A 25,131-nucleotide genomic window follows, 5' to 3' on the forward strand; every position below is an offset into this window, starting at 1 on the left:
TCTCGGTGGTCGAGAGCCGCGTGGGGACCAGCGACGGCGTATCGAGGCCGCCGGCCGCGGGCGACGCAGAAGAGGGCCCCACCGGCTGACGGGAGACGGACCTGCTGGCCGGTGGGGCCCCGATCCCTTCTCGGGGGAGAGAAAGGTCTGTGGGCCGGATCAGGAGTTGGACGTGTCCGCGTCCGAGTCCAGCTGGAGAGTGACGGTCTTGGTGTCGCCGCCGTGCTCGTAGGTGACGGTGACCTCGTCGCCGGGCCGGTAGGACCTGATGGTGGCGACCAGGGAGTCGGCGCCGCTGATCAGCTGGTCGTCGACCTTGGTGATGATGTCGCCCTTCGCCAGGCCGGCGTCGTCCGCGGTCGAGCCGGCGTTGACGTCTTGGACCTCGGCGCCCTCGGTCACCTCGGCTCCGGGCCGGCTCGCGACGTCGGAGACGGAGATGCCGAGGCGGGCGTGGGTCGGGGTCTCGCCGTTGACCATCTGGTCGACGATCGGCATCACCTCGTCCATCGGGATGGCGAAGCCGAGCCCGATCGAGCCGGCCTGCCCCTCCATGGAGCTGGCGGTGCGGATCGAGGAGTTGATGCCGACGACGTTGCCGTCGAGGTCGACGAGCGCGCCGCCGCTGTTGCCCGGGTTGATCGCAGCGTCGGTCTGGATCGCGGGGTACGTCGTGCTGTTGCCCTGGCCGTCGGAGCCGACGTCCACCGGCCGGTCCAGCGCACTCACGATGCCGCTGGTCACCGTCGAGTCGAGCCCGAACGGGGACCCGATCGCCACGACGCTCTCGCCGACCTTGAGGTCGCCCGACTTCCCGATCGTCGCGGGCGTCAGCCCGGAGACGTCCTGGGCCTTGATCACCGCGGTGTCCGTCAGGGGGTCGGTGCCGAGGATCTCGGCCTTCGCGGTGGAGCCGTCGTTGAAGGAGACCCGGATCGACCCGTTGTCGCCGGCGAGCTCCACCACGTGGTTGTTGGTGAGGATCTCGCCGTCGGAGCTGAGGATGATCCCCGAGCCCGAACCGGCGCCCTGGGCGCCGGCCACGTCGATCTTGACCACCGAAGGCAGCACCTTGGCAGCGACCTGCTCGACGGAGCCGGCCGGTGCCTCGGAGTCGGGGGTGTCGACGACCTGCGCCGTCGTGCGGCTGCTGGGGCCGCCCGCGCTCGACGAGCCTCCATCGTCGAGCGCGCTCCAGGCGGCGGCGCCGCCGACCCCTGCCGCGCCGCCGGCCACCAGCGCGGTCGCGACGACCGCGGCGGCGAGGCCGGTCCGGCGAGGACGACGCTGCCCCGGCTGCGGGTCCGGCGCCACCCCGGGAGGCGGGCCCTGGGGAGGCGGACCCAGCGGCGCCGGGGTGGAGAAGTACGGGTTCGGCGGTCCCGGAGGCGGACTGGTGGGCTGGTCGTTCATGTCTCAACCATGGGCGGGCAGCCTGTGACCTTCCTGAGACCTTTCTGGGGCGGTACGAAGAACTCGACCCCGGTCCGCCGGGAATTCCGGGCGACCGCGGGGGGTGGGACCGGCTTGAATGCTCCGGTGACCTCGCTCGACAGCCTCGGGACCCGCGAGGACCGGCTCGGCCCGCTGCGCTTCCGCAACTTCCGGCTGCTGGTGACCGGGTCGGCGACCAGCTCGCTCGGCAACGCGATCGCTCCGGTGGCGCTCGCGTTCGCCGTGCTCGATCTCGGCGGCTCGGCCACCGATCTCGGGCTGGTCGTGGCGGCGTACGCCCTCGCGGAGGTGGCGACCGTGCTGTTCGGCGGCGTCCTCGGCGACCGGGTGGCCCGGCAGCTGATGATGGAGGGCTCCAACGCGGCGTGTGCGCTGAGCCAGGCGACAGTGGCGGTCCTCGTGGTGGGCGGCTGGGCGACGATGCCGGTCCTGGCCGGCTTCGGGGTCGTCAACGGCTGCCTCGGCGCGCTGAGCGGGCCGTCGTCCTCCGCGATGACCCGGATGACGGTCCCCGCCGAGCGACTCGCCTCGGCGGTGGCGCTGCGCGGCCTGCTCCAGACCAGCGCCGCCGTCGTGGGGTTCGCCGTCGGTGGCGTGCTGGTCGCGGCGGTCGGGCCCGGCTGGGCGATCGGCGTCGACGCCGTGACGTTCGCGGTGGCGGCTCTCTGCTTCGGCCGCCTCGACGTGCCGCACACCCGCCCCGAAGGCGCCCGCCCCTCGTTCGTCAGCGATCTCGGTGAGGGGCTGCGCGAGGTGCTCCGCCACACCTGGCTGTGGCTGCTCATCGGCCAGGCGCTGCTGTACCACCTGTTCTACGGCGGTGCCCAGTCCGTCGTCGGGCCGATCGTGATGGAGGACGGGTTCGGCCGATCCAGCTGGGGGCTGGCGCTCGGCACCCTGATGGCCGGCTTCGTCGTCGGCGGGCTCGTGTGCCTGCGGTGGCGTCCGCGCCGGCTGCTGCACGTCGGGACCGCGCTGCTGTCGCTCACCGCGGCCTTCCCGCTGGCGATGGCGCTGAGCGACCGCCTGGGGCCGATCCTCGTCGGCGCCTTCGTGCACGGCGTCGGGCTGCAGGTCTTCGACGTGTTCTGGCAGCTGGCGATCCAGGAGAACATCGCCGAGGACAAGCTCGCGCGGGTCTACTCCTTCGACCTGGTCGGCTCGTTCATCGCCCGGCCGGTCGGCCTCGTGCTGACCGGCCCGGTCGCGCAGGCGGTCGGCTTCCACCGCTGGCTGGTCGTCGTCGGCTGCGTGATGGGCGGCAGCGCCCTGCTCTCGCTGCTGTCCCCCGACGTGCGGCGGCTGGAGCGGCGGAGCTGAGCCGCGGCTCCGTCCGGTCCAGTCCGCCGGGCGTGGATTCGGCCGTTCTCCGGTGCGCCGGCGGCCCCGGATGGGACGGTCGGCCCAGGACATCCAGGGGGGACCGTCATGACCATGTCTGCGCTCGCGCGCGCCCGCGCTCTTCGCCTTCCGCTCGCCGGAGCGATGATCACCGGGGTCCTGGCCGCCGCCGGACTGTCCGGGACCGCCGCCGAGGCCACCACGCCGCCGGCCTGCGAGCCCGTGTCGAACGCGTTCGGACCGGCCACCGGGTGGACCGAGTTCGTCGAGGGGAACGGCAGCCGCGGCGCCGAGTCCGAGGGCGCCATCGCGTACGGCGGGAACCACACTGCCGGCGGGATGACCGTCGGCACCCGCCTGCCGTCCGGCTTCCCGGTCGGCTCCGCCGCGCTCGTCGTGGCCGGCAGCCATGGCACCTACAACCTCCAGAAGGGCAGCGCCTACGTCACGCCGCCGTCGGGGGTGAACTTCAACGGGGGCCCCGGTACGGGTTACCTCGCAAGCAACCCCGTCGACTTCGCGACCTCCTTCACCCAGCTGCGCGCGCTGTCGACGGCGTGGGGGGCCGCGACCGCGAACGGCACCGTCGGCAGCGGTACGGCGGGAGGCAACCCCGCGCTGGTGTTCACCGGCACCGACCCGTCGTTGAACGTGTTCACGCTGACGGTCGCTCAGGCCGCCGACCTCGCGTCCGGCAAGCACGTCGGCTACCAGGTCCCGGGTGGTGCCACGACCATCATCAACGTGCCCGGGACCTCGGTGGCCCTGGCCGGCCAGATGTGGGACCTGTCGTCCGGCGCCAGCCAGGTCAACGACGCGGTGATGGCGTCCTACCCCGGCATCATCTGGAACTTCCCCGACGCCACCACGCTGACCATGAGCTACGGGTCGGCCTGGGGCGGGCACATCCTCGCGCCGAGGGCGGCGTTCACGGTGAGCGCGGTCGGCCACACGATCGGCCAGGTCATCGCGAAGAGCTTCTCGTCGGCCTACGAGACGCACCAGAACCTGCTGCCGAGCAGCGCCTGCGTCCCGCCGCCGCCTCCGACCCCGGGTACGCCGGACGTGACGATCACCAAGTCGGCCTCGACCGCGACCCCGACGGGCGGTGACACCTTCACCTACACGTTGACCGCCACGAACGTCGGTGACGCCGACGCGACCGGCGTGGTCGTCCGCGACGCGCTGCCGGCCGGCGTCACGTTCGGGTCCGCCTCGGCGCCCTGCACGCAGTCCGCCGGAGTCGTGACCTGCACGGTCGGCAACCTCGCGGCGGGAGCCTCCACCACGGTGACGATCACGGTGACCGCGAACCCGATCGCCGGCGCGGGACCGGTGGTGCACCCGGGTGGTGACCACTGGATGACGCCGTACCACCCGGAGGCCCAGGTCGACCTCGATCCCGGCCAGCAGCGCAGCATCACGCTGGGCTGCAACCCCGGGGACATCCTCAGCGACGGCGACTTCCGGATCGACCACGTCGACCAGGGGACCGGCGCGTTCTCCGACGTGAAGGTGCTCAGCTCGCGCAGCATCGGCACCGGCACCTGGAAGGGCGTGATCCGCAACGACGCGACCGGCCGGGTCCAGGCGAAGGCCTTCATCGTCTGCCTGCCGGGCCGGACCGAGGGCGGCAACGACGGCCACCGCCACGACCTCCTGGTCGACGCCGCCCCGGTCACGCTGACCCAGTCGCTACCGGTCGGTCGCACCCAGGTGACGCTGACCTGTCGGGCCGGCACCGTGCCGATCGCGCCGGGCTACGACCTCTCCTCCGCCGGTGCCGTCCTGGTCGGCTCGGAGACGAGCTATCCGGCCCGCACCTGGACGCTGACCTTCCGCGCCACCGCGCCGGTGACCGTGACCGCCAGCGCGTTGTGCCTGTCGACGACGACCAGCGCGGTCGACGGGCACACCCACCAGCTGCGCTTCACCCACGTCGTCGACCACGTGACCGTTCCCGCGGACACCCCGGCCGAGGGCCTCGAGATCAAGGTCAGCTGCCCGGACGACGGCAAGGGCGTCGTCGCGACCTTCGACCTGCCCGAGGGCGTCACCACGTGGGGGCACGACCCTCGGCTCAAGGAGCGCGCGTTCCGGCTCTACAACGAGTCGGGCGCGGCCACGGACGCGGTCCTCGACCTGGTCTGCCTCAACGACCGCGTCGGGACCGACATGGGCACCGACGAGCCGACGACCGTCGTCAACACCGCCACCGTCTCGTCGAGCTCGACCGACGCCAACCCCGCCAACAACGCGGCGAGCGCCACCGTGACGGTGCTGCCCGGCTCGTCCACCACGAGCCTCGCCGGGCGGCTGCGGGTCTCCGGGTCGACGTCGTCGCTGCGGGTGCTGTCCTCGATGCCGGGCCGCGGGAAGCTCGCCGTCCGCTCGCAGGGCGTCCTTCTCGCCCGGGGTGAGGTCGGCCTGCGGGCCGGCGGTGAGGCCACCGCCCGGCTGCGGCTGACCGACGCCGGCCGGCGCGGGCTCGCGCGCCTGGACCGGGTGCAGGTCACCGTCGACCCCACCCGTGGCAGGACGGTCCGGCGGACGGTGCCCGTCCAGCGGTAGGCGCCCGACTCGCTGGCGTCAGACCGGGAGGCCGCGGGCGCGCAGCTCCTCGCGCAGCGCCGCCGCGTCGGTGAACAGGATCGCGTCCATGCCGAGCGCGGCCGCCGCGTCGACGTTCGCCTGCTTGTCGTCGACGAAGGCGAGCCGGTCCAGCGCGATGCCGCTGCGTTCCGCGACGATCTCGAAGACCCGGGCGTCCGGCTTGGCGACCTGCTCGGTCCCCGAGACCACCACGTCATCGAGCAGCGCGAGCACCTCGAACCGCTCGGGGGCGTGCGGGTAGAGCTCGTCGGACCAGTTGGTCAGCCCGAACAGCGGCACGCCGGCCGCATGCAGGTCGCGCACCACGTCGGCCGTGCCCGGCACCTCCCCGACGAGGGACTCGGTGAAGTGGGCGCGGTAGGCCAGCGCGTGCTCGGCCCAGTGCGGGTGGGTCCGGCGTACGGCGTCCTCGGCGTCCGCCCAGCGGCCGCCGGCGTCCTGGACCAGGTTCCACGCCAGGAAGTCGAAGTCCTCGGCCGCGAGGAACCGCCGGGCCTCGTCCGGGCCGACCCCCGCCGCGATCGCGGGGTACGGATCCCAGTCGATCAGCACGTTGCCGAGATCGAAGACGACGCCTGCCGGAGTGTCGAGTTTCATCGGCCGGCCGACGAACCTCGTGCCTGGACGATGAAGCTTTGTCGTCCAAGGTCGAGATCTATCGGTCGACCGATGAAACTGGGTCGACCCCTGCACACGCCCCGGGGGGCCTTCGGCACCGTCTCTCCGGTCATTGCCATGGGCTCGATGCGCTCCGTCGCGGCCCCGCAGGCTCGGCCGCACTCGGACCTGGCCCGTGGCTTGCCGAGCGCTGAGGCTGAGCTTCGCTCACGCCCAGCGCTCGGCAGCGGGCACGAAGTCCAGGCCGCGCTCACCGGTGTAGATCTGCTTGGGGCGGGCGATCTTCTGCTCCTTGTCCTGCACCAGCTCGAGCCACTGGGACAGCCAGCCGGGGGTGCGGCCGATCGCGAACAACACGGTGAACATCTCCGGCGGGAACTGGAAGGCCTCGTAGATCAGGCCGGAGTAGAAGTCCACGTTGGGGTAGAGGCGGCGCTTGACGAAGTACTCGTCCTCGAGCGCGATCTTCTCCAGCTCCAGCGCGATGTCCAGCAGCGGGTTGGTGCCGGTGACCTCGAAGACGTCCTCGGCGGACTTCTTGATGATCTTGGCGCGGGGGTCGTAGTTCTTGTAGACGCGGTGGCCGAAGCCCATCAGCCGCTCGTTGCCGTCCTTCACGCCCTGGATGAAGGAGGGGATGTTCTCCTTGGTGCCGATCCGGCGCAGCATCCGCAGCACCGCCTCGTTGGCGCCGCCGTGCAGCGGGCCGTAGAGGGCGCCGACCCCGGCGGCGACCGCGGAGTAGGGGTCGACCTGGGTCGAGCCGACCGAGCGGACCGCGTTGGTGGAGGCGTTCTGCTCGTGGTCGGCGTGCAGGATGAACAGCACGTCGAGGGCCTTCACCAGGCGCTCGTCGGCCTCGAACCGGTGCTCGCTCATCTTGAACAGCATCGAGAGGAAGTTGGCGGTGTAGCCGAGCTCGTTGTCGGGGTAGACGAACGGCTTGCCCTGCGCGTGCCGGAACGACCAGGCGCCCAGCGTCGGCATCTTCGCGATCATCCGCACGATCTGCATGTGCCGGTTGTCGGCGTCGCTGATGTTGCGGGCGTCGGGGTAGAACGTCGACAGGGCCCCGACCGACGCCATCAGCATCCCCATCGGGTGCGCGTCGTAGCGGAAGCCCTGCATGAACTCCTTGACGTTCTCGTGCACGAACGTGTGGTACGTGATCTCGTGCACCCACGCCTCGTACTCCGCCCTGGTCGGCAGCGAGCCGTGGACCAGGAGGTAGGCGACCTCGAGGAAGCTCGACTTCTCCGCCAGCTGCTCGATCGGGTAGCCGCGGTACTCCAGGACGCCCTTGTCGCCGTCGATGAAGGTCACCGAGCTGCGGCAGGAGGCGGTGTTCACGAAGCCGGGGTCGTAGACCGCGAGGCCGGGCGCGTCCTCCTCGGCCTTGATCTGGCCCAGGTCCGCGGCCTTGATGGTGCCGTCGGTGATCGGGACCTCGTACTCCTGTCCGGTGCGGTTGTCACGGACGGTCAGAGAATCAGTCACGCGCTCCAACTTAGACTGCGGCGTGGTGGCACGCGAAACCCGGCTCCCCTCCACGGTGATTCGACACCGCCGAGCGGGGCGCCGTAGTCTTGTCAGTCGCGCCTCCTGCCGCGCGCCGACCCGCCACGGGATCGGGGTGCAGATCCGGACCGCACGTCAGTGCTGAGCCGGGCCGTGTTCGTCAGAGGGCGTGGCTCCACCACCCGGGAGCAGCAGCTCTCCGGGCCCGACGAACGAAGAAGGAAACTTCCGTGCGCACGTACAGCCCCAAGCCCGGCGACATCCAGCGCGAGTGGCTCGTCATCGACGCCACCGACGTCGTCCTCGGCCGCCTCGCCGTGCAGACCGCGAACCTCCTGCGCGGCAAGCACAAGGCGATCTTCGCCCCCCACGTCGACACCGGTGACTTCGTCATCATCGTCAACGCGGAGAAGGTCGCCCTCTCGGGTGACAAGGCGACCACGAAGATGGCCTACCGCCACTCCGGCTACCCCGGTGGTCTCACGGCCACGCCGATCGGCGAGATCCTGGAGAAGGACGCCCGCAAGGCCATCGAGAAGGCCGTGTGGGGCATGCTCCCGAAGAACAAGCTCGGCCGTCAGATGCTGAAGAAGCTGAAGGTCTACTCCGGGCCCAACCACCCGCACCAGGCCCAGAAGGCCACGCCGTTCGAGATCAAGCAGATCTCCCAGTAATCCGTCTGTACGAGCACCGAGAAAGCCTGAGGAACATGAGCGACACCACCAACGAGGTCGAGGAGACCTACGAGGTCGACGAGCAGGGCATCGCCTACAGCTCGGAGAGCGCGCCGTCCGCCGACGCCCCGCTGCGTCCCGCCACCATCGCCCCTGCGAACGCGACCGGCCGCCGCAAGGAGGCCGTCGCACGCGTCCGCCTGGTGCCCGGCACCGGCGAGTGGACCGTCAACGGCCGCACCCTGGACTCCTACTTCCCGAACAAGCTGCACCAGCAGGTCGTCAACGAGCCCTTCGTGACCACCCAGCTGGAGGGCCGGTTCGACGTGATCGCCCGCATCCACGGCGGTGGCATCACCGGTCAGGCCGGCGCGCTGCGCCTGGGCGTGGCCCGTGCGCTGAACGCGGTCGACGTCGAGGCCAACCGCCCCTCGCTGAAGAAGGCCGGGCTGCTCACCCGCGACGCCCGCGTCATCGAGCGCAAGAAGGCCGGTCTCAAGAAGGCCCGCAAGGCCCCTCAGTTCAGCAAGCGCTAATCGCGCGCATGACGCGCATCTTCGGCACGGACGGGGTCCGGGGCCTGGCCAACGGTCAGCTGACCGCGGAGCTGGCCCTGGACCTGTCCGTCGCCGCAGCCCGGGTCCTGGCCGACCGGGGCGAGTTCAAAGGGCACCGCCCGCTCGCCGTCGTCGGCCGGGACACGCGCATCTCGGGGCAGTTCCTCGAGCACGCCGTCGTGGCCGGGCTCGCCTCCGCCGGCGTGGACGTGCTCCGGCTGCGGGTGCTGCCCACTCCCGCCGTCGCCTACCTGACCGAGGCGCTCGGCGCCGACCTCGGTGTCGTGATCAGCGCCTCGCACAACCCGATGCCCGACAACGGCATCAAGTTCCTCGCCCGCGGCGGGCACAAGCTCGACGACGCGGTCGAGAAGCTCATCGAGCAGCACCTCGCCGAGGAGTGGGACCGGCCGGTGGGCGGTGACGTCGGGCGGGTGACGCCGTACGCCACGCCGGTCGAGGAGTACGTCGCGCACCTGGTCGGCACGCTCACCCGCTCGCTGGACGGCATCAAGGTCGTCCTCGACTGCGCCCACGGCGCGGCGTACGAAGCCGGCCCCCGCGCGCTGCGCGCCGCCGGCGCAGAGGTGGTCGCGATCGCGGTCGAGCCGGACGGCCTGAACATCAACGCCGACTGCGGCTCCACGCACCTCGCGGCGCTGCAGGCCGCCGTGGTCGAGCATGGCGCGGACGTCGGGTTCGCGCTCGACGGCGACGCCGACCGCTGCCTGGCCGTCGACCACGAGGGCAACGCCGTCGACGGTGACCAGATCCTGGCGATCCTGGCCCTCGGCATGGCCGAGACCGGCCACCTGGCGAAGAACACCGTGGTCGCCACCGTCATGAGCAACCTCGGCTTCGTGCAGGCGATGCGGGCCGCCGGCGTCGGCGTGCGCCAGACCAAGGTCGGAGACCGCTACGTGCTCGAGGCGATGCGGGTCTCCGGCTACTCCCTCGGCGGCGAGCAGTCCGGCCACGTGATCATGAGCGAGCACGCCACCACCGGCGACGGCATCCTCACCGCGCTGCACGTCCTGCAGCGGATGGCCGCGACCGGGCAGAGCCTGCAGTCGCTGGCCTCGGTGGTCACCCGGCTGCCGCAGGTGCTGGTCAACGTGCCCGACGTCGACAAGAGCCGCGCCGACGACGACGCCGTGCTCGCCGCCGCCATCGCGGAGGAGGAGGCCGCGCTCGGCGACTCCGGCCGGGTGCTGCTGCGTCCCTCCGGCACCGAGCAGCTGGTGCGGGTGATGGTGGAGGCCGCGACCCAGGAGGAGGCGGTGTCCGTCGCCGGACGCCTGGCCGATGTCGTGAAGCGACAGCTGGCCCTCTAGGGTCATTCCGTGGGGTTCACGGAGACCGGCCCGACGCTCTCGGTGGCGGGCCTGGGCAAGACCTTCGGTGCCATCCGGGCCGTGGACGACCTGAGCTTCAGCGTCCGGCCGGGGGCCGTCACGGGGTTCCTCGGCCCCAACGGCGCCGGCAAGACGACGACGCTGCGGATGCTCCTCGGGCTGACCCGGCCGACGGCCGGGCGAGCGCTCGTCGGTGACCGGCCGTACGCCGAGCACCCGGCCCCGGCACGCGTCGTCGGCGCCGCGATCGAGTCCTCCGGCTTCCACCCGGGCCGCACCGGCCTCGCACACCTCGGCGTCTACGCGGCGCAGGCGGGGGTCGACCGCGCGCGCTGCCGTGAGCTGATCGAGTTCGTCGGGCTCGCCGACGCCGGGGACCGCCGGGTCGGCGGCTACTCGCTGGGGATGCGGCAGCGGCTGGCGCTGGCGACCGCCCTGCTCGGCGATCCCCCGGCGATCGTCCTCGACGAGCCCGCGAACGGCCTGGACCCCGAGGGCATCGTGTGGCTGCGCCAGCTCCTGCGCGCGTTCGCCGCCCAGGGCCGCACCGTCCTGGTGTCCAGCCACGTGCTGGCCGAGGTCCAGCACACCGTCGACGACGTCGTGATCATCGCGGACGGTCGGCTGGTGCACGCCTCGTCGCTGGCGGATCTGGCCGGCCTCGCCGCCCCCGAGACCTACGTCCAGTCGCCGGAGGAGCAGGCGCTGGCCGACCTGTGCCGCTCGCGGGGCTGGCCGGCCCGGCCCGACGGCGCCGGACTGGTCGTCACCGGAGTGCTGGCCGCCGAGGTCGGGGCGGCGGCGTACGCCGCGGGGCTCGAGTTGCACCAGCTCGCCAGTCGTGGCGTTGGGCTCGAGGACGTCTTCCTGCGCCTCACCGGGGGTGCTCGGTCGTGAGGGCCGCCCTGGTCGCGGAGTACCGCAAGCTCGTCAGCACCCGGATGTGGTGGCTGCTGCTGATCGTCCTGGCCGGCTACCTCGTGTTCATCGGCGTCGTGATGGCCGCCTCCTTCGTGTTCGCTCCCGAGGACGGGAGCGATGCGGCTCCGCTGGAAGGGGTGGCGGCGGCGCGGGCGATCTACGGGCTCACCAACGCCGTCGGCTACGTGTTCCCGCTGGTCATCGGCAGCCTGGCGATCACCACCGAGTTCCGGCACCAGACCATCACCGAGACGCTGCTCGTCGAGCCCCGGCGCGGCGTACTGCTCGTGGCGAAGCTGCTCGCCACCATCCCGATCGGCCTGCTCTACGGGGTCGTCGGCACGCTCGCGGTCGTCGGCGCCAGCGCGCCGCTGCTCGCCGGCTGGGGCGACGGCGCGTTCCTCGGCGACCGCTCCGTGCTGGCGGTGCTGGCGCTCGGCGTGGTCGTCACCGTGCTGTGGGCGATGATCGGCACCGCGTTCGGCAGCGTGGTCCCCAACCAGGTGGCCGCGATCGTCGTGATCCTGGCGTTCACGCAGTTCGTCGAGCCGATCGCGCGCCTGGCGCTCGGGGCGTTCGACGGCACCGACGCGATCGCGCGGTTCCTGCCCGGTGCGGCCGCCGACGGGCTGATCGGCTCGAGCCTGTTCGGCGAGCTGGGCGGCTCCGGTGAGCTGCTGTCCCGACCGGTCGCCCTCGTGGTGCTGGTCGCGTACGCCGGCGGGCTCGCGCTGCTCGGCCGGTTCACCACCCTGCGGCGCGACGTCGTGTGATGCCGAGGCGGCGCATCTTGCTCACGAGGCGGGCAAGATGCGCCGACTCGAGGCTGCTGGGCGGGCAAGATGCGCCGACTCGGCAGGGCGCCGGCGGCGGGTGTCGGCGGGGCGCTGGGCGGGTAGACCGCACCCATGACCCGGCTCCGGATCGCGCAGCTGCTGGCCGTCGTGGCCACGCTCGCCGTGCTGGGCACGACCGCGGTGGCGCTGGTCGCCTGGGCCGACGGTGGTCATCACGGTCCGGGCGACGCACCCGGTGACAGGGCCGGTGGCGACCAACCGGCTGGCGACCAGCCGGCCGCAGCGGTCGTGCGCGATCCGCGCACCGGTGCGACGTTCGAGGTGCCCCGGGACCGCTGGCGGGTCCGCGACCGGTCGGTGCGCGTCTACTACGAGGACGACGCGGGTCACCCGGTGGCCGTGGTGCGCGGACCGGCGGTGTTCCGGTCCGGCTACTGCGCCGACCGGTCCCAGGCCTCCAGCCGGGCGTTCGCAGGCTTCACGCAGCAGGACTTCCGCGCCTGGGCCGGGGCGATCGGCCACGTGGACGGCCGGACCGCCAGCCGGATCGAGCTGGCCGACGGGACCGCGGCGCGGCTGCTGTCGGCGCGCGTCACCCCGGCGGTCTCCGGGCCCTGTGGCGCGCCTCAGGTGTACGTCGCGATGGTGCGTGCCGGCGAGGTCCGGGTGGTCCTCGTGGCCGACGCCGGCGCGCCGGGAACGCTGCCCGCGGAGCGGGTCGAGGCGATCGTCGCGAGCCTGCTGCTATAGCTTGCGCAGGCGGACGTAGCGGACCGAGTGGTCCCGGTCCTTGCGCAGCACCAGCGTGGCGCGCGAGCGGGTGGGCAGCACGTTCTGGGCCAGGTTGGGGCCGTTGATCGTGTCCCAGATCCGCTCCGCCTCGGCCATCGCCTCCTCGATCGACAAGGTGGCGTACTTGGCGAAGTAGGAGCCGGTGTCCTGGAACGCCGTCTCGCGCAGCCGCAGGAAGCGGGACACGTACCAGTCGCGGATCGTGCTGGTCTTGGCGTCGACGTACACGCTGAAGTCGAAGAAGTCGCTCAAGGTCAGGCCGGTCCGCCCGTCGTCGCGCACCCGGGCCGGCTGGAGCACGTTGAGCCCCTCGACGATGACGATGTCGGGGCGGCGGATGACGACCTTCTCGTCCGGCACGACGTCGTAGACGAGGTGGGAGTACGTCGGCGCCAGCACCTCGTCCTTCCCGGACTTGATGTCGACCACGAACTTCAGCAGGGCCCGGCGGTCGTAGGACTCCGGGAACCCCTTGCGCTCCAGCAGGCCGCGCCGCTCGAGCTCGGCGTTGGGGTACAAGAAGCCGTCCGTGGTGACCAGGGCGACGTTCGGGTGCTGGGGCCAGTGGGCCAGCATCTCCTGCAGCACCCGCGCGGTCGTGGACTTGCCGACCGCGACCGAGCCGGCCAGGCCGATCACGAACGGGGTGCGCGGCGGCTGGTCCTGGTGCAGGAACTCCTCCTGGGCGCGGTACAGCCGGCCCGCGGACTCGACGTACAGGCTGAGCAGCCGGGAGACCGGCAGGTAGATCTGCTGCACCTCGTCGAGGTCGAGCTGGTCGCCGAGGCCGCGCAGCCGGCGGATCTCCTCGGCGCTGAGGGGGTTCTCGACCTCGCTGGCGAGCGCGGCCCAGGCGGAGCGGTCCAGCTCCAGGTAGGGAGAGGACTCCCGGCCGGCGTCGGCGGGGGGCAGCTCGCCGTGGGACGGCCCTTGGGCAGGCATGGACGCGATTCTTGCAAAGCCCCGCCGTTACAGTGACACCCGTGTGCGGGATCGTCGGTTACGTGGGCCAGAAGGCGGCGCAGGACGTCGTGGTCGAGGGGCTCCGGAGGCTGGAGTACCGCGGCTACGACTCGGCCGGGATCGCGCTGGTCGCGGACCGGGCGCTGGCCACCGACAAACGGGCCGGCAAGCTCGCGAACCTGGAGAAGGCGATCGCCGACACGCCGCTCCCGCCGGCCACCACGGGCATCGGGCACACCCGCTGGGCCACCCACGGGGCACCCAACGACGTCAACGCGCACCCGCACACCGGCGAGCAGCGCCGCGTCGGCCTGGTGCACAACGGCATCATCGAGAACTTCGCCGAGCTGCGCGCCGAGCTGGAGACCGCCGGTCACCGGCTGCTCTCGGAGACCGACACCGAGGTCGCGGCGCACCTGCTGGAGGCGGAGGTGACCCGCGGCGCGGACCTGACCGCGGCGATGCAACGCGTCGTACGCCGGCTCGAGGGCGCGTTCACCCTGGTCGCGGTCGACGCCCTCGACCCGTCGCGGGTGGTCGCCGCCCGGCGCAACTCGCCGCTGGTCGTCGGCCTCGGCGAGGGCGAGAACTTCCTGGGGTCCGATGTCGCGGCGTTCATCGAGCACACCCGCGAGGCGCTGGAGCTCGGCCAGGACCAGGTGGTCACGATCACCCGCGAGGCCGTGTCCGTGACCGGCTTCGACGGCACGCCGGCCGAGGGCCGCCGCTACCATGTCGACTGGGACCTGTCGGCCGCCGAGAAGGACGGCCACGACTGGTTCATGCGCAAGGAGATCTTCGAGCAGCCGCACGCGGTCGCCGACTCGCTACTGGGCCGGCGTACTCCCGAGGGCCACCTGCACCTGGACGAGATGCGGCTCTCCGACCAGGAGCTGCGCGACGTCGACAAGATCATCATCATCGCGGCCGGCACGTCGTTCTACGCCGGGATGGTGGCGAAGTACGCGATCGAGCACTGGTGCCGGATCCCCGTCGAGGTCGAGCTGTCCTCGGAGTTCCGCTACCGCGACCCGATCCTGGACTACTCCACGTTGGTCGTGGCGATCAGCCAATCGGGGGAGACCGCCGACACGCTGCAGGCGATCCGGCACGCCCGGACCCAGCGGTCCAAGGTGCTCGCGATCTGCAACACCAACGGCTCCACGATCCCGCGCGAGTCCGACGCGGTGATCTACACCCACGCCGGTCCCGAGATCGGCGTCGCCTCGACCAAGGGGTTCCTGACCCAGCTGGTCGCGTGCTACCTGCTCGCGCTCTACCTGGCGCAGGTCAAGGGCACGAGGTACGGCGACGAGATCGACGAGGTGATGCGCCAGCTCGAGGCGATGCCCGCGCACGTCCAGCGGATGCTCGACGACGCGGACGCCGTCTACGAGCTGGCCCGCCAGCACGTCGGGACCCGGTCGGTGCTGTTCCTCGGCCGCCACGCCGGCTACCCGGTCGCCCTGGAGGGGGCGCTCAAGCTGAAGGAGCTGGCCTACCTGCACGCGGAGGGCTTCGCGGCCGGCGAGCTCAAGCACGGGCCGATCGCGCTCGTCGAAGACGGCCTGCCGGTGCTGTGCGTGGTGCCCCCGGCCGGCCGCGACCAGCTCCGCGACAAGATGGTCAGCGGGATCCAGGAGGTGCGGGCCCGCGGCGCGCGGACCATCTGCCTGGTCGAGGACGGCGACGACGCGATCGCGCCGTACGCCGACGTCGTCGTCCGCCTGCCCCAGGTGCCGGTGCTGCTGCAGCCACTGGTCGCGGTGGTGCCGCTCCAGCTCTTCGCGTGCGAGCTCGCCACGGTGCTCGGCCACGACGTCGACCAGCCGCGCAACCTCGCCAAGTCGGTCACGGTCGAATGAGCCGCCCACGAGGGAACGCCCGGTGATCGTCGGGGTCGGGATCGACGTGGTCGACGTCGCGCGCTTCGGCGTCTCTCTGTCACGGACCCCGGGCCTGACCGACCGGCTCTTCACCCCGGAGGAGGCGGAGCGGCCGCTGGCCTCGCTGGCGGCCCGGTTCGCGGCCAAGGAGGCGCTGGCCAAGGCGCTCGGCGCCCCGGAGGGCATGCACTGGCACGACGCGGAGATCCGCTCCGAGGAGTCCGGCCGCCCCGTGTTCGAGATCCGCGGCTCGGTCCTGCGCCGGGCCAACGACCTCGGCGTCGGCTCGGTGCACGTCTCGCTCTCCCACGACGCCGGCATCGCCTCGGCGGTGGTGGTCCTCGAGTCCTGACCGGCTTGAGGTCGGGTCGTGTGCCTGAGGACGCGCTATGCCGCGTTGTGGGGCACACGACCCGGCAACCCGAGCGCGATCAGGTCGGCGGCGACCTGCTCGGACTCGTAGCGCAGCTCGTACGCCGAGCACCGCAGCACCACGCGGGTCGCGGTCGTGAGCCGGCGAGCCCGCCGGTGGTCCGCCATCGACTCCAGCACGTCGAGGTGGAAGGAGCCGTCGACCTCGAGCACCACGACTCGACCGTCGGGCAGCCGCCACTCGCAATCGGTCCAGCGCCGGCAACCAGCCCGATCTGTCCGCGACACCTGGCCGTCCGGCATCCCGATCCCGAACCGGCGACACATCCGGCGCACGTCGATCTCGGCCCCGGAATGGGCGCCGCCGGCGATGTCGCCCAGGGTGCGCTTGAACGGCTTGGACCAGCGCAGCGGACGCAGGGTGTCGACCCACTCCACCATGCGCTCGACGGTGGTGAGCCGCTGCTGGATGCTGGCGGCGATGACGCCGTGCGCCGGCCGTGGGGTGGTCTGGTACGCGGCGAACAGGAGGACGGCCGGCTCGAGGCGACAGACCGGGATCCCCGGGCGGGGGTGACGGAGCAGGTCGAAGGGGCGGCGACTGCGGAAGAACCGGACACCGTCCACCGGTTCGAAGCTCAGCTCGTCGTCGACGTAGACGGTCATGACGTCGCGTTGCCACCCGGTGAGGCCGTGGCGCTCCGCAGCGGTCAGGCCGCCGAGCATGCTGCGCTCACCCGCGTGCAGCACCGCCAGCCACTCGAGCTGTGCGCGGGTCAGCTCGCCGGTCACGGTGCTGATCACGCGAGGCGTCCGCTCCACCCACCGACGGGCCGCGCCATGGTCGCGCACCCGGTCCCAGTCGATGCCCAGCCTGTTCAGCTGTCGGCGGGCAACCATTCCCGCTTGTGCCGCGATGAGTGCTTCGAGGACTTCGTTCATGCCAGCTCTCCTTCCCCGATCCGGCACGGGTCCGGGTCGCTCTCCACAGGCGTCGGGTCGTGTGCCTGAGAACGCGCCATGGCGCGTTCTCAGGCACACGACCCGTTCCGCAACGACCCGGATAGCGTGAGGGCATGAGGAGCGCGCACACGGTGGAGCAGGTGCGGGCGGCGGAGGCGGAGCTGATGGTCCGGCTGCCCGAGGGGGCGCTGATGCAGCGGGCCGCGGCCGGGCTGGCCTACGCGGTGCTCGACCTCCTCGGCTCGGCGTACGGCCGGCGGGCGCTGCTGCTGGTCGGGTCGGGCGACAACGGCGGTGACGCGCTGTACGCCGGGGCGCTGCTGGCCCGCCGCGGCGTTCAGGTCCAGGCGTGGCTGCTCTCGGACCAGGCGCATGCGGGCGGGGTCGCGGCGCTGCGCGCCGCCGGCGGGCGCACGATCACCGGCGGCCCGGACCGGCCGGACGTGGTCGTGGACGGGATCGTCGGCATCGGCGGCCGGGGCGGGCTGCGGGAGCACGCCGTCGCGGCGCTCGCGACGGTGCCGGACGTCCCGGTCGTCGCGGTCGACACCCCCTCCGGCGTCGGCGTCGACACCGGCGAGCTCGACGGTCCGCACGTGACGGCGACCGTCACCGTCACCTTCGGCACCCACAAGGTCGCGCACTTGGTCGACCCCGCCGCGTCCGCCTGCGGCGCGGTGCACCTGGTCGACATCGGGCTCGACCTGCCCGAGGCGCCCGTCGAGTCGCTCCAGCCCGAGGACGTGGCGGCCCTGCTGCCGCGCCCGCACGGCGAGGTCCAGAAGTACCAGCGCGGGGTCGTCGGCGTCCGAGCCGGCTCGGCGCAGTACCCCGGTGCCGCGCTGCTCAGCGTCGCCGGCGCCTCCAGCGGCCTGTGCGGGATGGTGCGGTACGTCGGCGACGCGGACGTCGCCGACCGGGTCTGCGAGACGCACCCCGAGGTCGTCGGCACGGGCCGGGTCCAGGCCTGGGTGGTCGGGTCCGGCGGCGGCGAGCATGCCGGAGACGAGCTGCGCGCGGCCCTGGCCGACGAGGTTCCGGTGGTGGCGGACGCGGACGCGCTCGGCCACGTCGACGGGTCGGTGCCGGTGCCTGCGGTGCTCACCCCGCACGCCGGGGAGCTGGCCCGGATGCTCGGGGTCGAGCGGACCGAGGTCGAGGCCCGGCCGCTGGCGCACGCCCGCCACGCGGCCGCGACGTACCGCTGCGTGGTGCTGCTCAAGGGCCGGCACACGCTCGTGGCGACGCCCGAGGGCCGGGTCCGGGCGACCACGACCGGCACGCCCTGGTTGGCGACCGCCGGGGCCGGCGACGTTCTCGGCGGGGTGATCGGCGCGCTGCTCGCCGCCGGCCTCACGCCGTACGATGCCGCCTCCGTCGGGTCGTGGCTGCACGGGGCCGCCGCCACCCTCGCGGCCCGCCGCGGACCGCTGGTGGCCGGCGACGTGGCCCGCGCCCTCCCGGCGGCCGTCCGCAACCTGCCGGGCTGGTGATGGGAGAATTGCCGGCATGAACGCCCCACCGGTCGCGCGCGCCGAGATCGTCGTCGATCTCGCGGCGATCCGGAACAACGTCCGCCGGCTCCGCGAGGTCACCGGGGTCGCCTCGATGACCGTGGTCAAGGCCGACGGCTACGGGCACGGCATGCTGGAGGCCGCTCGGGCCGCGCGCGAGGCCGGCTCGGAGTGGCTCGGGGTGGCCACCCTCGACGAGGCGGCGGCCCTGCGCGCCGCGGGCGACACCGGCCGGGTGCTCACCTGGCTGACGGTGCCGGGCGAGGACTACGCCTCCGCGATCGCCGCGGACGTCGACGTCACCGCCTACAGCCCGGCCGAGCTGGACGAGATCGCTGCCGGCGTGCGAGCCGCCGGCCGTCCGGCCCGGGTCCAGCTCAAGATCGACACCGGGCTCTCCCGGGGCGGCGCCACCGTCGAGCAGTGGCCGGACCTGGTCGCGGCCGCCCGTGCCGGCGAGGAGGCCGGCCGATGGCGGGTCACCGGGATCTGGTCCCACTTCGCCTGCAGCGACGAGCCCGACCATCCCGCCAACGCCGCCCAGGAGACGGCCTTCCGGCACGCTCTCGAGGTCGCCGACCGCGCCGGCCTGCGCCCGGAGGTGCGGCACCTGGCCAACTCCGCGGCCGGGCTGCTGCGGCCCTCGGCGCGGTTCGACCTGGTGCGGTTCGGGCTCGCGTCGTACGGCCTCGATCCCGCGCCCGGCCACCTCGCCGAGGCCGACCTCGGGCTCGTCCCGGCGATGACGGCGCGCGCCGTGCTGGTGCTGACCAAGCCGCTGCCCGCCGGCGCCGGCGTCTCCTACGGGCACACCTGGGTCGCGGACACGCCGACCTCCGTCGGCCTGGTGCCGGTCGGGTACGGCGACGGCATCCCGCGCCACGCCGGCAACCACGCCCAGGTGCTGGTCGACGGCAAGCGCCGGGCCGTGCGCGGCCAGGTCTGCATGGACCAGTTCGTGGTCGACCTCGGCGGCGACCTGCTGGAGCCGGGCCACGCGGTGGTGCTCTTCGGGCCCGGGACCGCGGGCGAGCCGACCGTCCAGGAGTGGGCCGACGCGGCCGGCACCATCTCCTACGAGATCATCAGCAGGATCGGGGGCCGGATGAGCAGGAGGTACGTCGACTCGTGAGGCTCCGCACGCACCTGATCGGTGCCACCGCGACCGCGGTCGGCATCGCCGCGGGCGCCGGCGCCGGGGTCGCCCGGCAGCGCCGCGCCATCGCGCGCCGCTCGCCCGGCGACAGCCCGGCCTTCGGCTCGCTGCGCTCGGAGCCGGTCACCGTCGTCGCCGACGACGGCACCCCACTGCACGTCGAGGTCGACGAGGCCGACCCCGCCCAGGCCCGGTCGGGCGTCAGCCGGCTGCGCCGCCGACGCCCGCCGGTGACCATCGTGTTCTGCCACGGCTACGCGCTGAACCTGGACTGCTGGCACTTCCAGCGCGAGCACTACCGCGGCCGGGTGCGCACCGTGTTCTACGACCAGCGCTCCCACGGACGCTCCGGCCGCTCCCCGCTGGGCAACGCGACCATCGAGCAGCTCGGCCAGGACCTGCTGACCGTGCTCGACGCCGTCGCGCCGGAGGGGCCGGTCGTGCTGGTCGGCCACTCGATGGGCGGGATGACGATCGTCGCGCTGGCCGAGGAGCACCCCGAGCTGTTCGGCGACCGGGTCGTCGGCACCGCCCTGATCTCCACCACGGCCGGCGGGCTGGACCCCAGCCGGATCCTGTTCCCGATGGTGCCGCCGTGGGCCGGCGGTGGAGTGCTCCACCGCAGTGTCGCGACGCTCGCGCGCGGGCATCGCGCCGTCGACGGGCTGCGCCGGGTCGGCCGCGACGTCGCGATGGTCGCGACCGACGAGCTGGCGTTCGGGGACGCGGTGCCGGGCAGCTACGTCGAGTTCGTCGACCGGATGCTCTCGGCGACCCCGTTCGAGGTGGTCGCGGAGTTCTTCCCCGGCTTCCGCGGCCTCGACAAGTTCCACGCCGTCGAGGTGCTCTCGAAGGTGCCGACCGCCGTCATCTGCGGCACCGAGGACCGGCTCACCTCGATCGGGCACAGCCGCAAGCTGCACGCCTGGATCGACGGCTCCACCCTGCTCGAGTGCCACGGCGCCGGGCACATGGTGATCCTCGAGCGGTACGACGAGGTCAACGGCGAGCTCGACCGGATGCTGGAGGTCAGTGGCGCGGTGGACCCCCGGTGACGGCCCGGCCGCAGCTGAGCATCCGCCGGGTCGGTCCCGAGTCCGCCGCGCAGGTGCTCGACGTCGTGCTCGCCGCGTTCCAGGCGCGCCCGCCGCTCGACCCGCCGGCCGCCGCGCTCAGCGAGACCGAGGGGACCATCAAGGAGCGGCTGGCCGCCCACGGCGGCCTGCTGGCCTGCCTCGATGACCTGCCGGTGGGTGCGCTGGTGCTCGACCCGATCGGCAGCACGACGTACCTGCGCCGGTTCGGGGTCGTCCCGGCCGCTCAGGGCCATGGGGTCGCGGCCGCGCTGATCGAGGCGGCGGTGGAGGCGGCGGGGGACAGCGAGGACCTCACCGTGGTCGCCCGCGAGGAGCTGCCCGGGACGATCCGGTTCTGGCAGCGGCAGGGGTTCCGCGAGATCAGCCGGGCCGCGCCGAACGTCGAGCTGCGCCGGCCGCTGCGCACCCACGCCTTCCAGGCGCCGGACGCCGACGCGATGCGCGGCCTCGGCCGCTCGCTGGCCGGCCAGCTCACGGCCGGCGACCTGATCGTGCTGACCGGTGAGCTCGGCGCCGGCAAGACGACCTTCACCCAGGGGTTGGGTGCGGGGCTCGGCGTGCGCGGTGACATCACCTCCCCGACGTTCGTGATCGCACGCGTGCACCCGTCGCTGGTCGGTGGCCCCGACCTCGTGCACGTGGACGCGTACCGCCTCGGTGGCCTCGCCGAGCTCGACGACCTCGACCTGGACGCCTCCCTCGACGACGCCGTCACGGTGGTCGAGTGGGGGGAGGGGCTCGCCGAGGGCCTGACCGAGTCGCGCCTGGAGGTCGTGATCGTCCGCGGTGAGGAGGAGCGCGCGGACGGCCTCGATCCCCGGCGGGTCGAGCTCACGCCGGTCGGGCCGCGGTGGCATGCGCTGTCCTTCCGCGCGCTCGGATAGCCTCACCGGGTGCCCACCAACGCGAAGCTCGTGATCGTGACCGGCTCCGGGCGCAGTGGCACCAGCAGTGTCGCCGGCACCCTCAAGCGCCTGGGCCTGCACGTCCCGCAGCCGGAGGTGCCGGCCGACGAGTCCAACCCGCGCGGCTACTACGAGCCGCTCTGGGTGACCGAGTTCCACAAGGAGCTGCTCAACCCGATCCCGGTGCGCACCATCGACTCCCGCCCGAGCGCGACCGAGCGGGCCGCGGAGGCGGTGACCCCCGAGGTCGAGCAGCGGCTGCACGACTGGCTGGCCGGCCAGCTCGACCACCCGCAGGTCGTGATCAAGGATCCCCGGGAGTTCTGGGTGCACGGCCTGTGGCTGCGGGTCGCCGGGGACCTGGGCGCCGAGGTCACCACGCTCACGATGCTGCGGCACCCCACCGAGGTGGTGCGCAGCCGCGACACGGCGTACCTCACCGAGCAGACACCGACCTTCCGCCGCCAGCGCGAGACCACGAACGTCGCCGCCTGGGTCAACGCCGCGTTCGAGACCGAGCGCGCGACCCGCGGGCACCGCCGCGCCTTCGTCCCGTACGCCGACCTGGTCGGCGACTGGCGCGCGGCGATGACCCGGGCGGGGGAGCAGCTGGCGATCACCTACGACGGCGACCTGGCCGCGCCGCACCCGGTCGACGACTTCGTCGACCGGCGGCTGAACCGCTCGCAGGTGACGTGGGACGACCTGGAGGTCGCGCCGCAGCTGCGCGACCTGGCCGAGCGCACCTGGGCGGCGATGAACACGCTGGTCGCCAGCCCCCACGACGCCGCCGCCGTCGCCGAGCTCGAGGCGCAGCGGACGGCGTACGTCGAGCTCTACGAGTTCGCGGCCGCCCTCGCCCTCGACGAGACCACCGCCCAGGTCGGCCGGGTCCGACGCAACCTCAACCGCAAGCTGGCGAACCGGGACAAGCGGATCGCGCGGCTCGAGGAGCGGCTCAAGGCTTGACCTCCCACGGCGCCGCGACCGGGAAGTACGACGAGAAGAACGCCGCGAGCTCCTGGTCCAGGCGGGCGGCCACCATCGCGTAGTCGTGGTGGTCGCCGAGGCAGAAGAAGTCCTGCTGGCGCGCCCTCAGCTGGTTGAGCTGGCGGAGCAGGTCGCTGTTGCTGAGGTTGACGAACTCGAAGGCCGCCTCGCCGAGGTAGGCCGTGCCCGTCGCCAGGCCGTAGTGCTGCGCCAGCGAGCTGAGCATCGAGACGTCGGTGTCGGAGCGGAACGGCGCCGCCGCGGTCCCCGCGACCGCGTCGGCGAACCGCTGCTCGACCTCGTCGAGCACCGAGCGGCGGTGCGGGTGCGGCGTGTGCGCGAGGTTGTTGGTGGTGACGACGCCGAACGCCTCCTGCAGCAGGTGCCGGTTGTTCCAGGCCGCCTTCAGGAACGGCGCGGCGCCGGGCACGTCCTCCAGCCCGACCTGCGTGGGCGACATGAAGGCCGCGAACAGCCCGGCCGGGCTGAAGAAGATCTCGGGCCGCACCGGCCGGCCGAGGAAGACGTCGTCGTTGAGGTAGACGAAGTGCTCGGTCAGGTCGGGCACGTGGTGCAGCCCGGTCTCGATCGCGTGCGAGTTGAACGTCGGCAGCGCCCCGGCCGGGAGGATCTCGGCGTGGTCGACGACCCGGATCGACGGGTGCGAGGTGTCCAGCCAGTCCGGCACCTGGCCGGCGGTGACGAGGTGGATGCGGCGCACCCACGGTGCGAACAGGTGCACGCTGCGCATCGAGTAGCGCAGCTCGTCGCGCGAGACGAACCGCGCGCGGCCGCTGGACTCGCGGGTCAGGGCGGTGCCGCTGAGCCGCGCCAGCCGGTCCTCGCGCGCGGCGTTCCACACCGGGTCGTTGCCGTCGACCCACGTGTAGACGACGTCGATCGGGAAGCCGCACTCGTTGACGGTGCGCTCGGTCATCAGCGGCAGCGTGCGTACGGCGACGCCGCCGATCTCGGTGTCCACCGTGGGGGTGCCGCGGGGGATCCGGCGGGTGTAGCGGTTCGGCCGCGCCGCGACCAGCTCGTCCTCGACGCTGGTCTCCCAGAACTCCAGCCCGACCCCGCACCCCTGGCCCAGCACGCTGGCGTGCTCGCCGTCCTCGGGCCACGGCTCGAGGAACACCGACCCGGTGCGGCCGCGGCGCAGCTCGGTGGCCATCGCGCCCACCGGTCCGCGCCGTTCGGGCCAGCCCTGGGCCGCGGGCTCGCGCAGGCAGAGGTACGCCGGCGGCTCGGCCTCGGCGAGCGCGGCGAGGACCGCGTCGCGGGCGGTCATCGGCACCACGACCGCCGGCGCCGCCGACTCGTGCTCGGGGATCACCAGCCACTCCTCGGTGGCCGAGCGCGCGGCGGCGACCGCCGCGGCGAGCGCCGCGTGGCGCGCCTGCGCCGGGGTGATGCCGGTGATGTCGGCCGTCGGCCCCGGACCGACCGACCGGTGCCGGGGCGCCCCGACCCGCGCCGCCACCCGACCGAGCGTGCCGCGCCGGGCCCGGGCGTCGGCGAAGATCCCGACCCACTGCTCGGCCAGCGCACGGGCGTCGTACTGCCGTGAGGAGTGCAGGGCGCCGGCGCCGAGCCGCGCGCGCAGCTCGTCGTCGGTCGCCAGGCGCAGCAGCGCGCTCGCCATGCCGGCGACCGAGTCGGGCGCGACGAGCAGGCCGTTGACGTCGTGCTCGACGATCTCGCGGGGCCCGGACGGGCAGTCGAAGCTGGCGACCGGGACGCCGGCGGCCATCGCCTCCTGGAGCACCAGCGGGAAGCCCTCGGCCCTCGAGGTGAGGGCGGCGATGCTCGCCTTGGCCCACTCACCGGCCATGTCCGTGGTGCTGCCGGGCAGCTCCAGCCGGTCGTAGAGCCCGAGCTTGCGGGCCTGGCGGCGCAGCTCGTTGCGCTGCGCGCCGTCGCCGAAGATCCGCAGCCGCCAGCCGGGCAGCTGGTCGGCGATCTCCCCGAAGGCCAGCGCCAGCTTGGTGAACTGCTTCTCGACGGCCAGCCGGCCGGCGGAGACGATCAGGCGCCCGTCGAGCCGGGAGCGCGGGGTGAAGCCGAGCGGCAGCGGGTTGGGCATGACGACGACCTCGGGCGTGAGGTCGCCGAGCTGGTCGCGAAGCCAGTCGGCCGTGGACTCGGTGAGCATCGCGACCACGTCCGCGCGGGGCGCGAACGCGAGCAGCGGCTCCAGGCCGGAGGTGCGGTCGGAGGAGGAGCGGTGCTCCTGGTGGACGAGGACCGCGCGGTCCGGCACCAGCTGGGTCACCGCGGCCAGCAGCGCCGGTGTCACCGTGACGACCACATCCGCGTCCAGGCCGGGCAGGGCCGCGCTCATCGCGACGTCGGTGAGCGCGGAGAACTGGCTGTCCCAGCGCGGCGGCACCAGCACCGACTCGCGCTCGCTCAACGCGCGCGCCGCGTCGTCCTCGGCCAGCACCTCCTCGCGCACGTCCGCGAGGTAGTCGACGGTGATCCGCGGGTCGATGGCGTAGTGCGGCCGGTCCGCGCTGCGGGTGATGCTCACCAGCCGCACGTCGTGGTCGCCGGCCAGGGCGTTCGCCTGGGTGATGGCGGAGCGGGAGGTGCCGCCCATCCCGTCGAGGTTGAAGACGACGTAGGCGATCCTCATCTG

21 protein-coding genes are annotated in these 25,131 nt (G+C 73.0%); 15 read left to right on the forward strand and 6 right to left on the reverse strand.

The window, feature by feature from the left end:
• Nucleotides 1-159 precede the first annotated feature (159 nt).
• Nucleotides 160-1,413, reverse strand: a complete 1,254-nt coding sequence (locus tag NOCA_RS05895) for a S1C family serine protease (RefSeq protein WP_011754356.1) — start codon at nucleotides 1,411-1,413, stop codon at nucleotides 160-162.
• A gap of 126 nt (nucleotides 1,414-1,539) precedes the next feature.
• Here NOCA_RS05895 and NOCA_RS05900 point away from each other — a divergent pair, with 126 nt between their 5' ends.
• On the forward strand, nucleotides 1,540-2,775 hold the full coding sequence (locus NOCA_RS05900; RefSeq protein WP_041546260.1) for an MFS transporter: 1,236 nt from the start codon (nucleotides 1,540-1,542) through the stop codon (nucleotides 2,773-2,775).
• Between the two features lie 108 nt (nucleotides 2,776-2,883).
• On the forward strand, nucleotides 2,884-5,367 hold the full coding sequence (locus NOCA_RS05905) for a choice-of-anchor A family protein (RefSeq protein ID WP_011754358.1): 2,484 nt from the start codon (nucleotides 2,884-2,886) through the stop codon (nucleotides 5,365-5,367).
• A gap of 18 nt (nucleotides 5,368-5,385) precedes the next feature.
• Here the strand turns inward: NOCA_RS05905 and NOCA_RS05910 are convergent, their stop codons facing one another.
• Together NOCA_RS05910 and NOCA_RS05915 are read right to left on the reverse strand one after the other, a co-directional pair.
• Complete coding sequence (locus NOCA_RS05910) at nucleotides 5,386-6,006, reverse strand: HAD family hydrolase (protein WP_011754359.1); 621 nt, start codon at nucleotides 6,004-6,006, stop codon at nucleotides 5,386-5,388.
• A gap of 228 nt (nucleotides 6,007-6,234) precedes the next feature.
• Nucleotides 6,235-7,524, reverse strand: a complete 1,290-nt coding sequence (locus NOCA_RS05915) for a citrate synthase (RefSeq protein WP_083768072.1) — start codon at nucleotides 7,522-7,524, stop codon at nucleotides 6,235-6,237.
• A gap of 251 nt (nucleotides 7,525-7,775) precedes the next feature.
• On the opposite strand from NOCA_RS05915, the gene rplM reads away from it, so the two are divergent.
• The 6 genes from rplM (at nucleotide 7,776) to NOCA_RS05945 (ending at nucleotide 12,599) form a co-directional block, all read left to right on the forward strand.
• Nucleotides 7,776-8,219, forward strand: coding sequence for a 50S ribosomal protein L13 (gene rplM / locus NOCA_RS05920; protein WP_011754361.1), 444 nt, complete (start codon nucleotides 7,776-7,778; stop codon nucleotides 8,217-8,219).
• A gap of 35 nt (nucleotides 8,220-8,254) precedes the next feature.
• Nucleotides 8,255-8,755: a 30S ribosomal protein S9 gene (gene rpsI / locus NOCA_RS05925; protein ID WP_011754362.1), complete on the forward strand. Its 501-nt coding sequence runs from the start codon at nucleotides 8,255-8,257 to the stop codon at nucleotides 8,753-8,755.
• A gap of 8 nt (nucleotides 8,756-8,763) precedes the next feature.
• Nucleotides 8,764-10,110: a phosphoglucosamine mutase gene (glmM, locus tag NOCA_RS05930; RefSeq protein WP_011754363.1), complete on the forward strand. Its 1,347-nt coding sequence runs from the start codon at nucleotides 8,764-8,766 to the stop codon at nucleotides 10,108-10,110.
• Between the two features lie 9 nt (nucleotides 10,111-10,119).
• A complete protein-coding gene (locus NOCA_RS05935; protein ID WP_011754364.1) occupies nucleotides 10,120-11,028 on the forward strand; it encodes an ATP-binding cassette domain-containing protein in 909 nt (302 codons plus the stop codon).
• Nucleotides 11,025-11,825, forward strand: coding sequence for an ABC transporter permease (locus NOCA_RS05940; RefSeq protein WP_011754365.1), 801 nt, complete (start codon nucleotides 11,025-11,027; stop codon nucleotides 11,823-11,825). The genes NOCA_RS05935 and NOCA_RS05940 overlap by 4 nt, the downstream gene beginning before the upstream one ends.
• A gap of 135 nt (nucleotides 11,826-11,960) precedes the next feature.
• The gene (locus NOCA_RS05945) at nucleotides 11,961-12,599 is read left to right on the forward strand and encodes a hypothetical protein (protein ID WP_011754366.1); all 639 of its coding nucleotides are present in this window, start codon (nucleotides 11,961-11,963) and stop codon (nucleotides 12,597-12,599) included.
• On the opposite strand, the gene coaA is transcribed toward NOCA_RS05945, so the two are convergent.
• Nucleotides 12,594-13,583 (reverse strand): type I pantothenate kinase, encoded by a 990-nt coding sequence (coaA, locus tag NOCA_RS05950; protein WP_011754367.1) that lies wholly within the window; start codon nucleotides 13,581-13,583, stop codon nucleotides 12,594-12,596. The genes NOCA_RS05945 and coaA overlap by 6 nt on opposite strands.
• A gap of 41 nt (nucleotides 13,584-13,624) precedes the next feature.
• Between coaA and glmS the strand changes: the two genes are divergently transcribed.
• Entirely contained in the window at nucleotides 13,625-15,469 is a 1,845-nt protein-coding gene (gene glmS / locus NOCA_RS05955; RefSeq protein WP_011754368.1) for a glutamine--fructose-6-phosphate transaminase (isomerizing), read from the forward strand.
• A gap of 22 nt (nucleotides 15,470-15,491) precedes the next feature.
• Complete coding sequence (locus NOCA_RS05960) at nucleotides 15,492-15,842, forward strand: holo-ACP synthase (RefSeq protein WP_011754369.1); 351 nt, start codon at nucleotides 15,492-15,494, stop codon at nucleotides 15,840-15,842.
• Between the two features lie 35 nt (nucleotides 15,843-15,877).
• Here NOCA_RS05960 and NOCA_RS05965 read toward each other — a convergent pair whose 3' ends face one another.
• Nucleotides 15,878-16,804, reverse strand: a complete 927-nt coding sequence (locus tag NOCA_RS05965) for a hypothetical protein (RefSeq protein WP_011754370.1) — start codon at nucleotides 16,802-16,804, stop codon at nucleotides 15,878-15,880.
• A gap of 134 nt (nucleotides 16,805-16,938) precedes the next feature.
• On the opposite strand from NOCA_RS05965, the gene NOCA_RS05970 reads away from it, so the two are divergent.
• Genes NOCA_RS05970 through NOCA_RS05990 form a run of 5 tightly spaced genes read left to right on the forward strand, consistent with a single transcriptional unit; the run spans nucleotide 16,939 to nucleotide 22,466 of the window.
• Nucleotides 16,939-18,318 carry an NAD(P)H-hydrate dehydratase gene (locus tag NOCA_RS05970; protein ID WP_011754371.1) on the forward strand — a complete coding sequence of 460 codons (1,380 nt, stop codon included), beginning with the start codon at nucleotides 16,939-16,941 and terminating at the stop codon, nucleotides 18,316-18,318.
• Between the two features lie 16 nt (nucleotides 18,319-18,334).
• Nucleotides 18,335-19,471, forward strand: coding sequence for an alanine racemase (gene alr / locus NOCA_RS05975; protein WP_011754372.1), 1,137 nt, complete (start codon nucleotides 18,335-18,337; stop codon nucleotides 19,469-19,471).
• Nucleotides 19,468-20,550: an alpha/beta fold hydrolase gene (locus tag NOCA_RS05980; RefSeq protein ID WP_011754373.1), complete on the forward strand. Its 1,083-nt coding sequence runs from the start codon at nucleotides 19,468-19,470 to the stop codon at nucleotides 20,548-20,550. Before alr ends, NOCA_RS05980 begins: the two co-directional genes overlap by 4 nt.
• A complete protein-coding gene (gene tsaE, locus NOCA_RS05985; protein WP_238383423.1) occupies nucleotides 20,547-21,476 on the forward strand; it encodes a tRNA (adenosine(37)-N6)-threonylcarbamoyltransferase complex ATPase subunit type 1 TsaE in 930 nt (309 codons plus the stop codon). The genes NOCA_RS05980 and tsaE overlap by 4 nt, the downstream gene beginning before the upstream one ends.
• Nucleotides 21,477-21,485: 9 nt before the next feature.
• Nucleotides 21,486-22,466 carry a sulfotransferase family protein gene (locus NOCA_RS05990; RefSeq protein WP_011754375.1) on the forward strand — a complete coding sequence of 327 codons (981 nt, stop codon included), beginning with the start codon at nucleotides 21,486-21,488 and terminating at the stop codon, nucleotides 22,464-22,466.
• On the opposite strand, the gene NOCA_RS05995 is transcribed toward NOCA_RS05990, so the two are convergent.
• Nucleotides 22,456-25,128: a stealth conserved region 3 domain-containing protein gene (locus NOCA_RS05995; protein ID WP_011754376.1), complete on the reverse strand. Its 2,673-nt coding sequence runs from the start codon at nucleotides 25,126-25,128 to the stop codon at nucleotides 22,456-22,458. The two genes, NOCA_RS05990 and NOCA_RS05995, sit on opposite strands and share 11 nt — an antisense overlap.
• Nucleotides 25,129-25,131: the final 3 nt, after the last annotated feature.

It is taken from the genome of Nocardioides sp. JS614, from assembly GCF_000015265.1.
Classification (GTDB): Bacteria; Actinomycetota; Actinomycetes; order Propionibacteriales; family Nocardioidaceae; genus Nocardioides.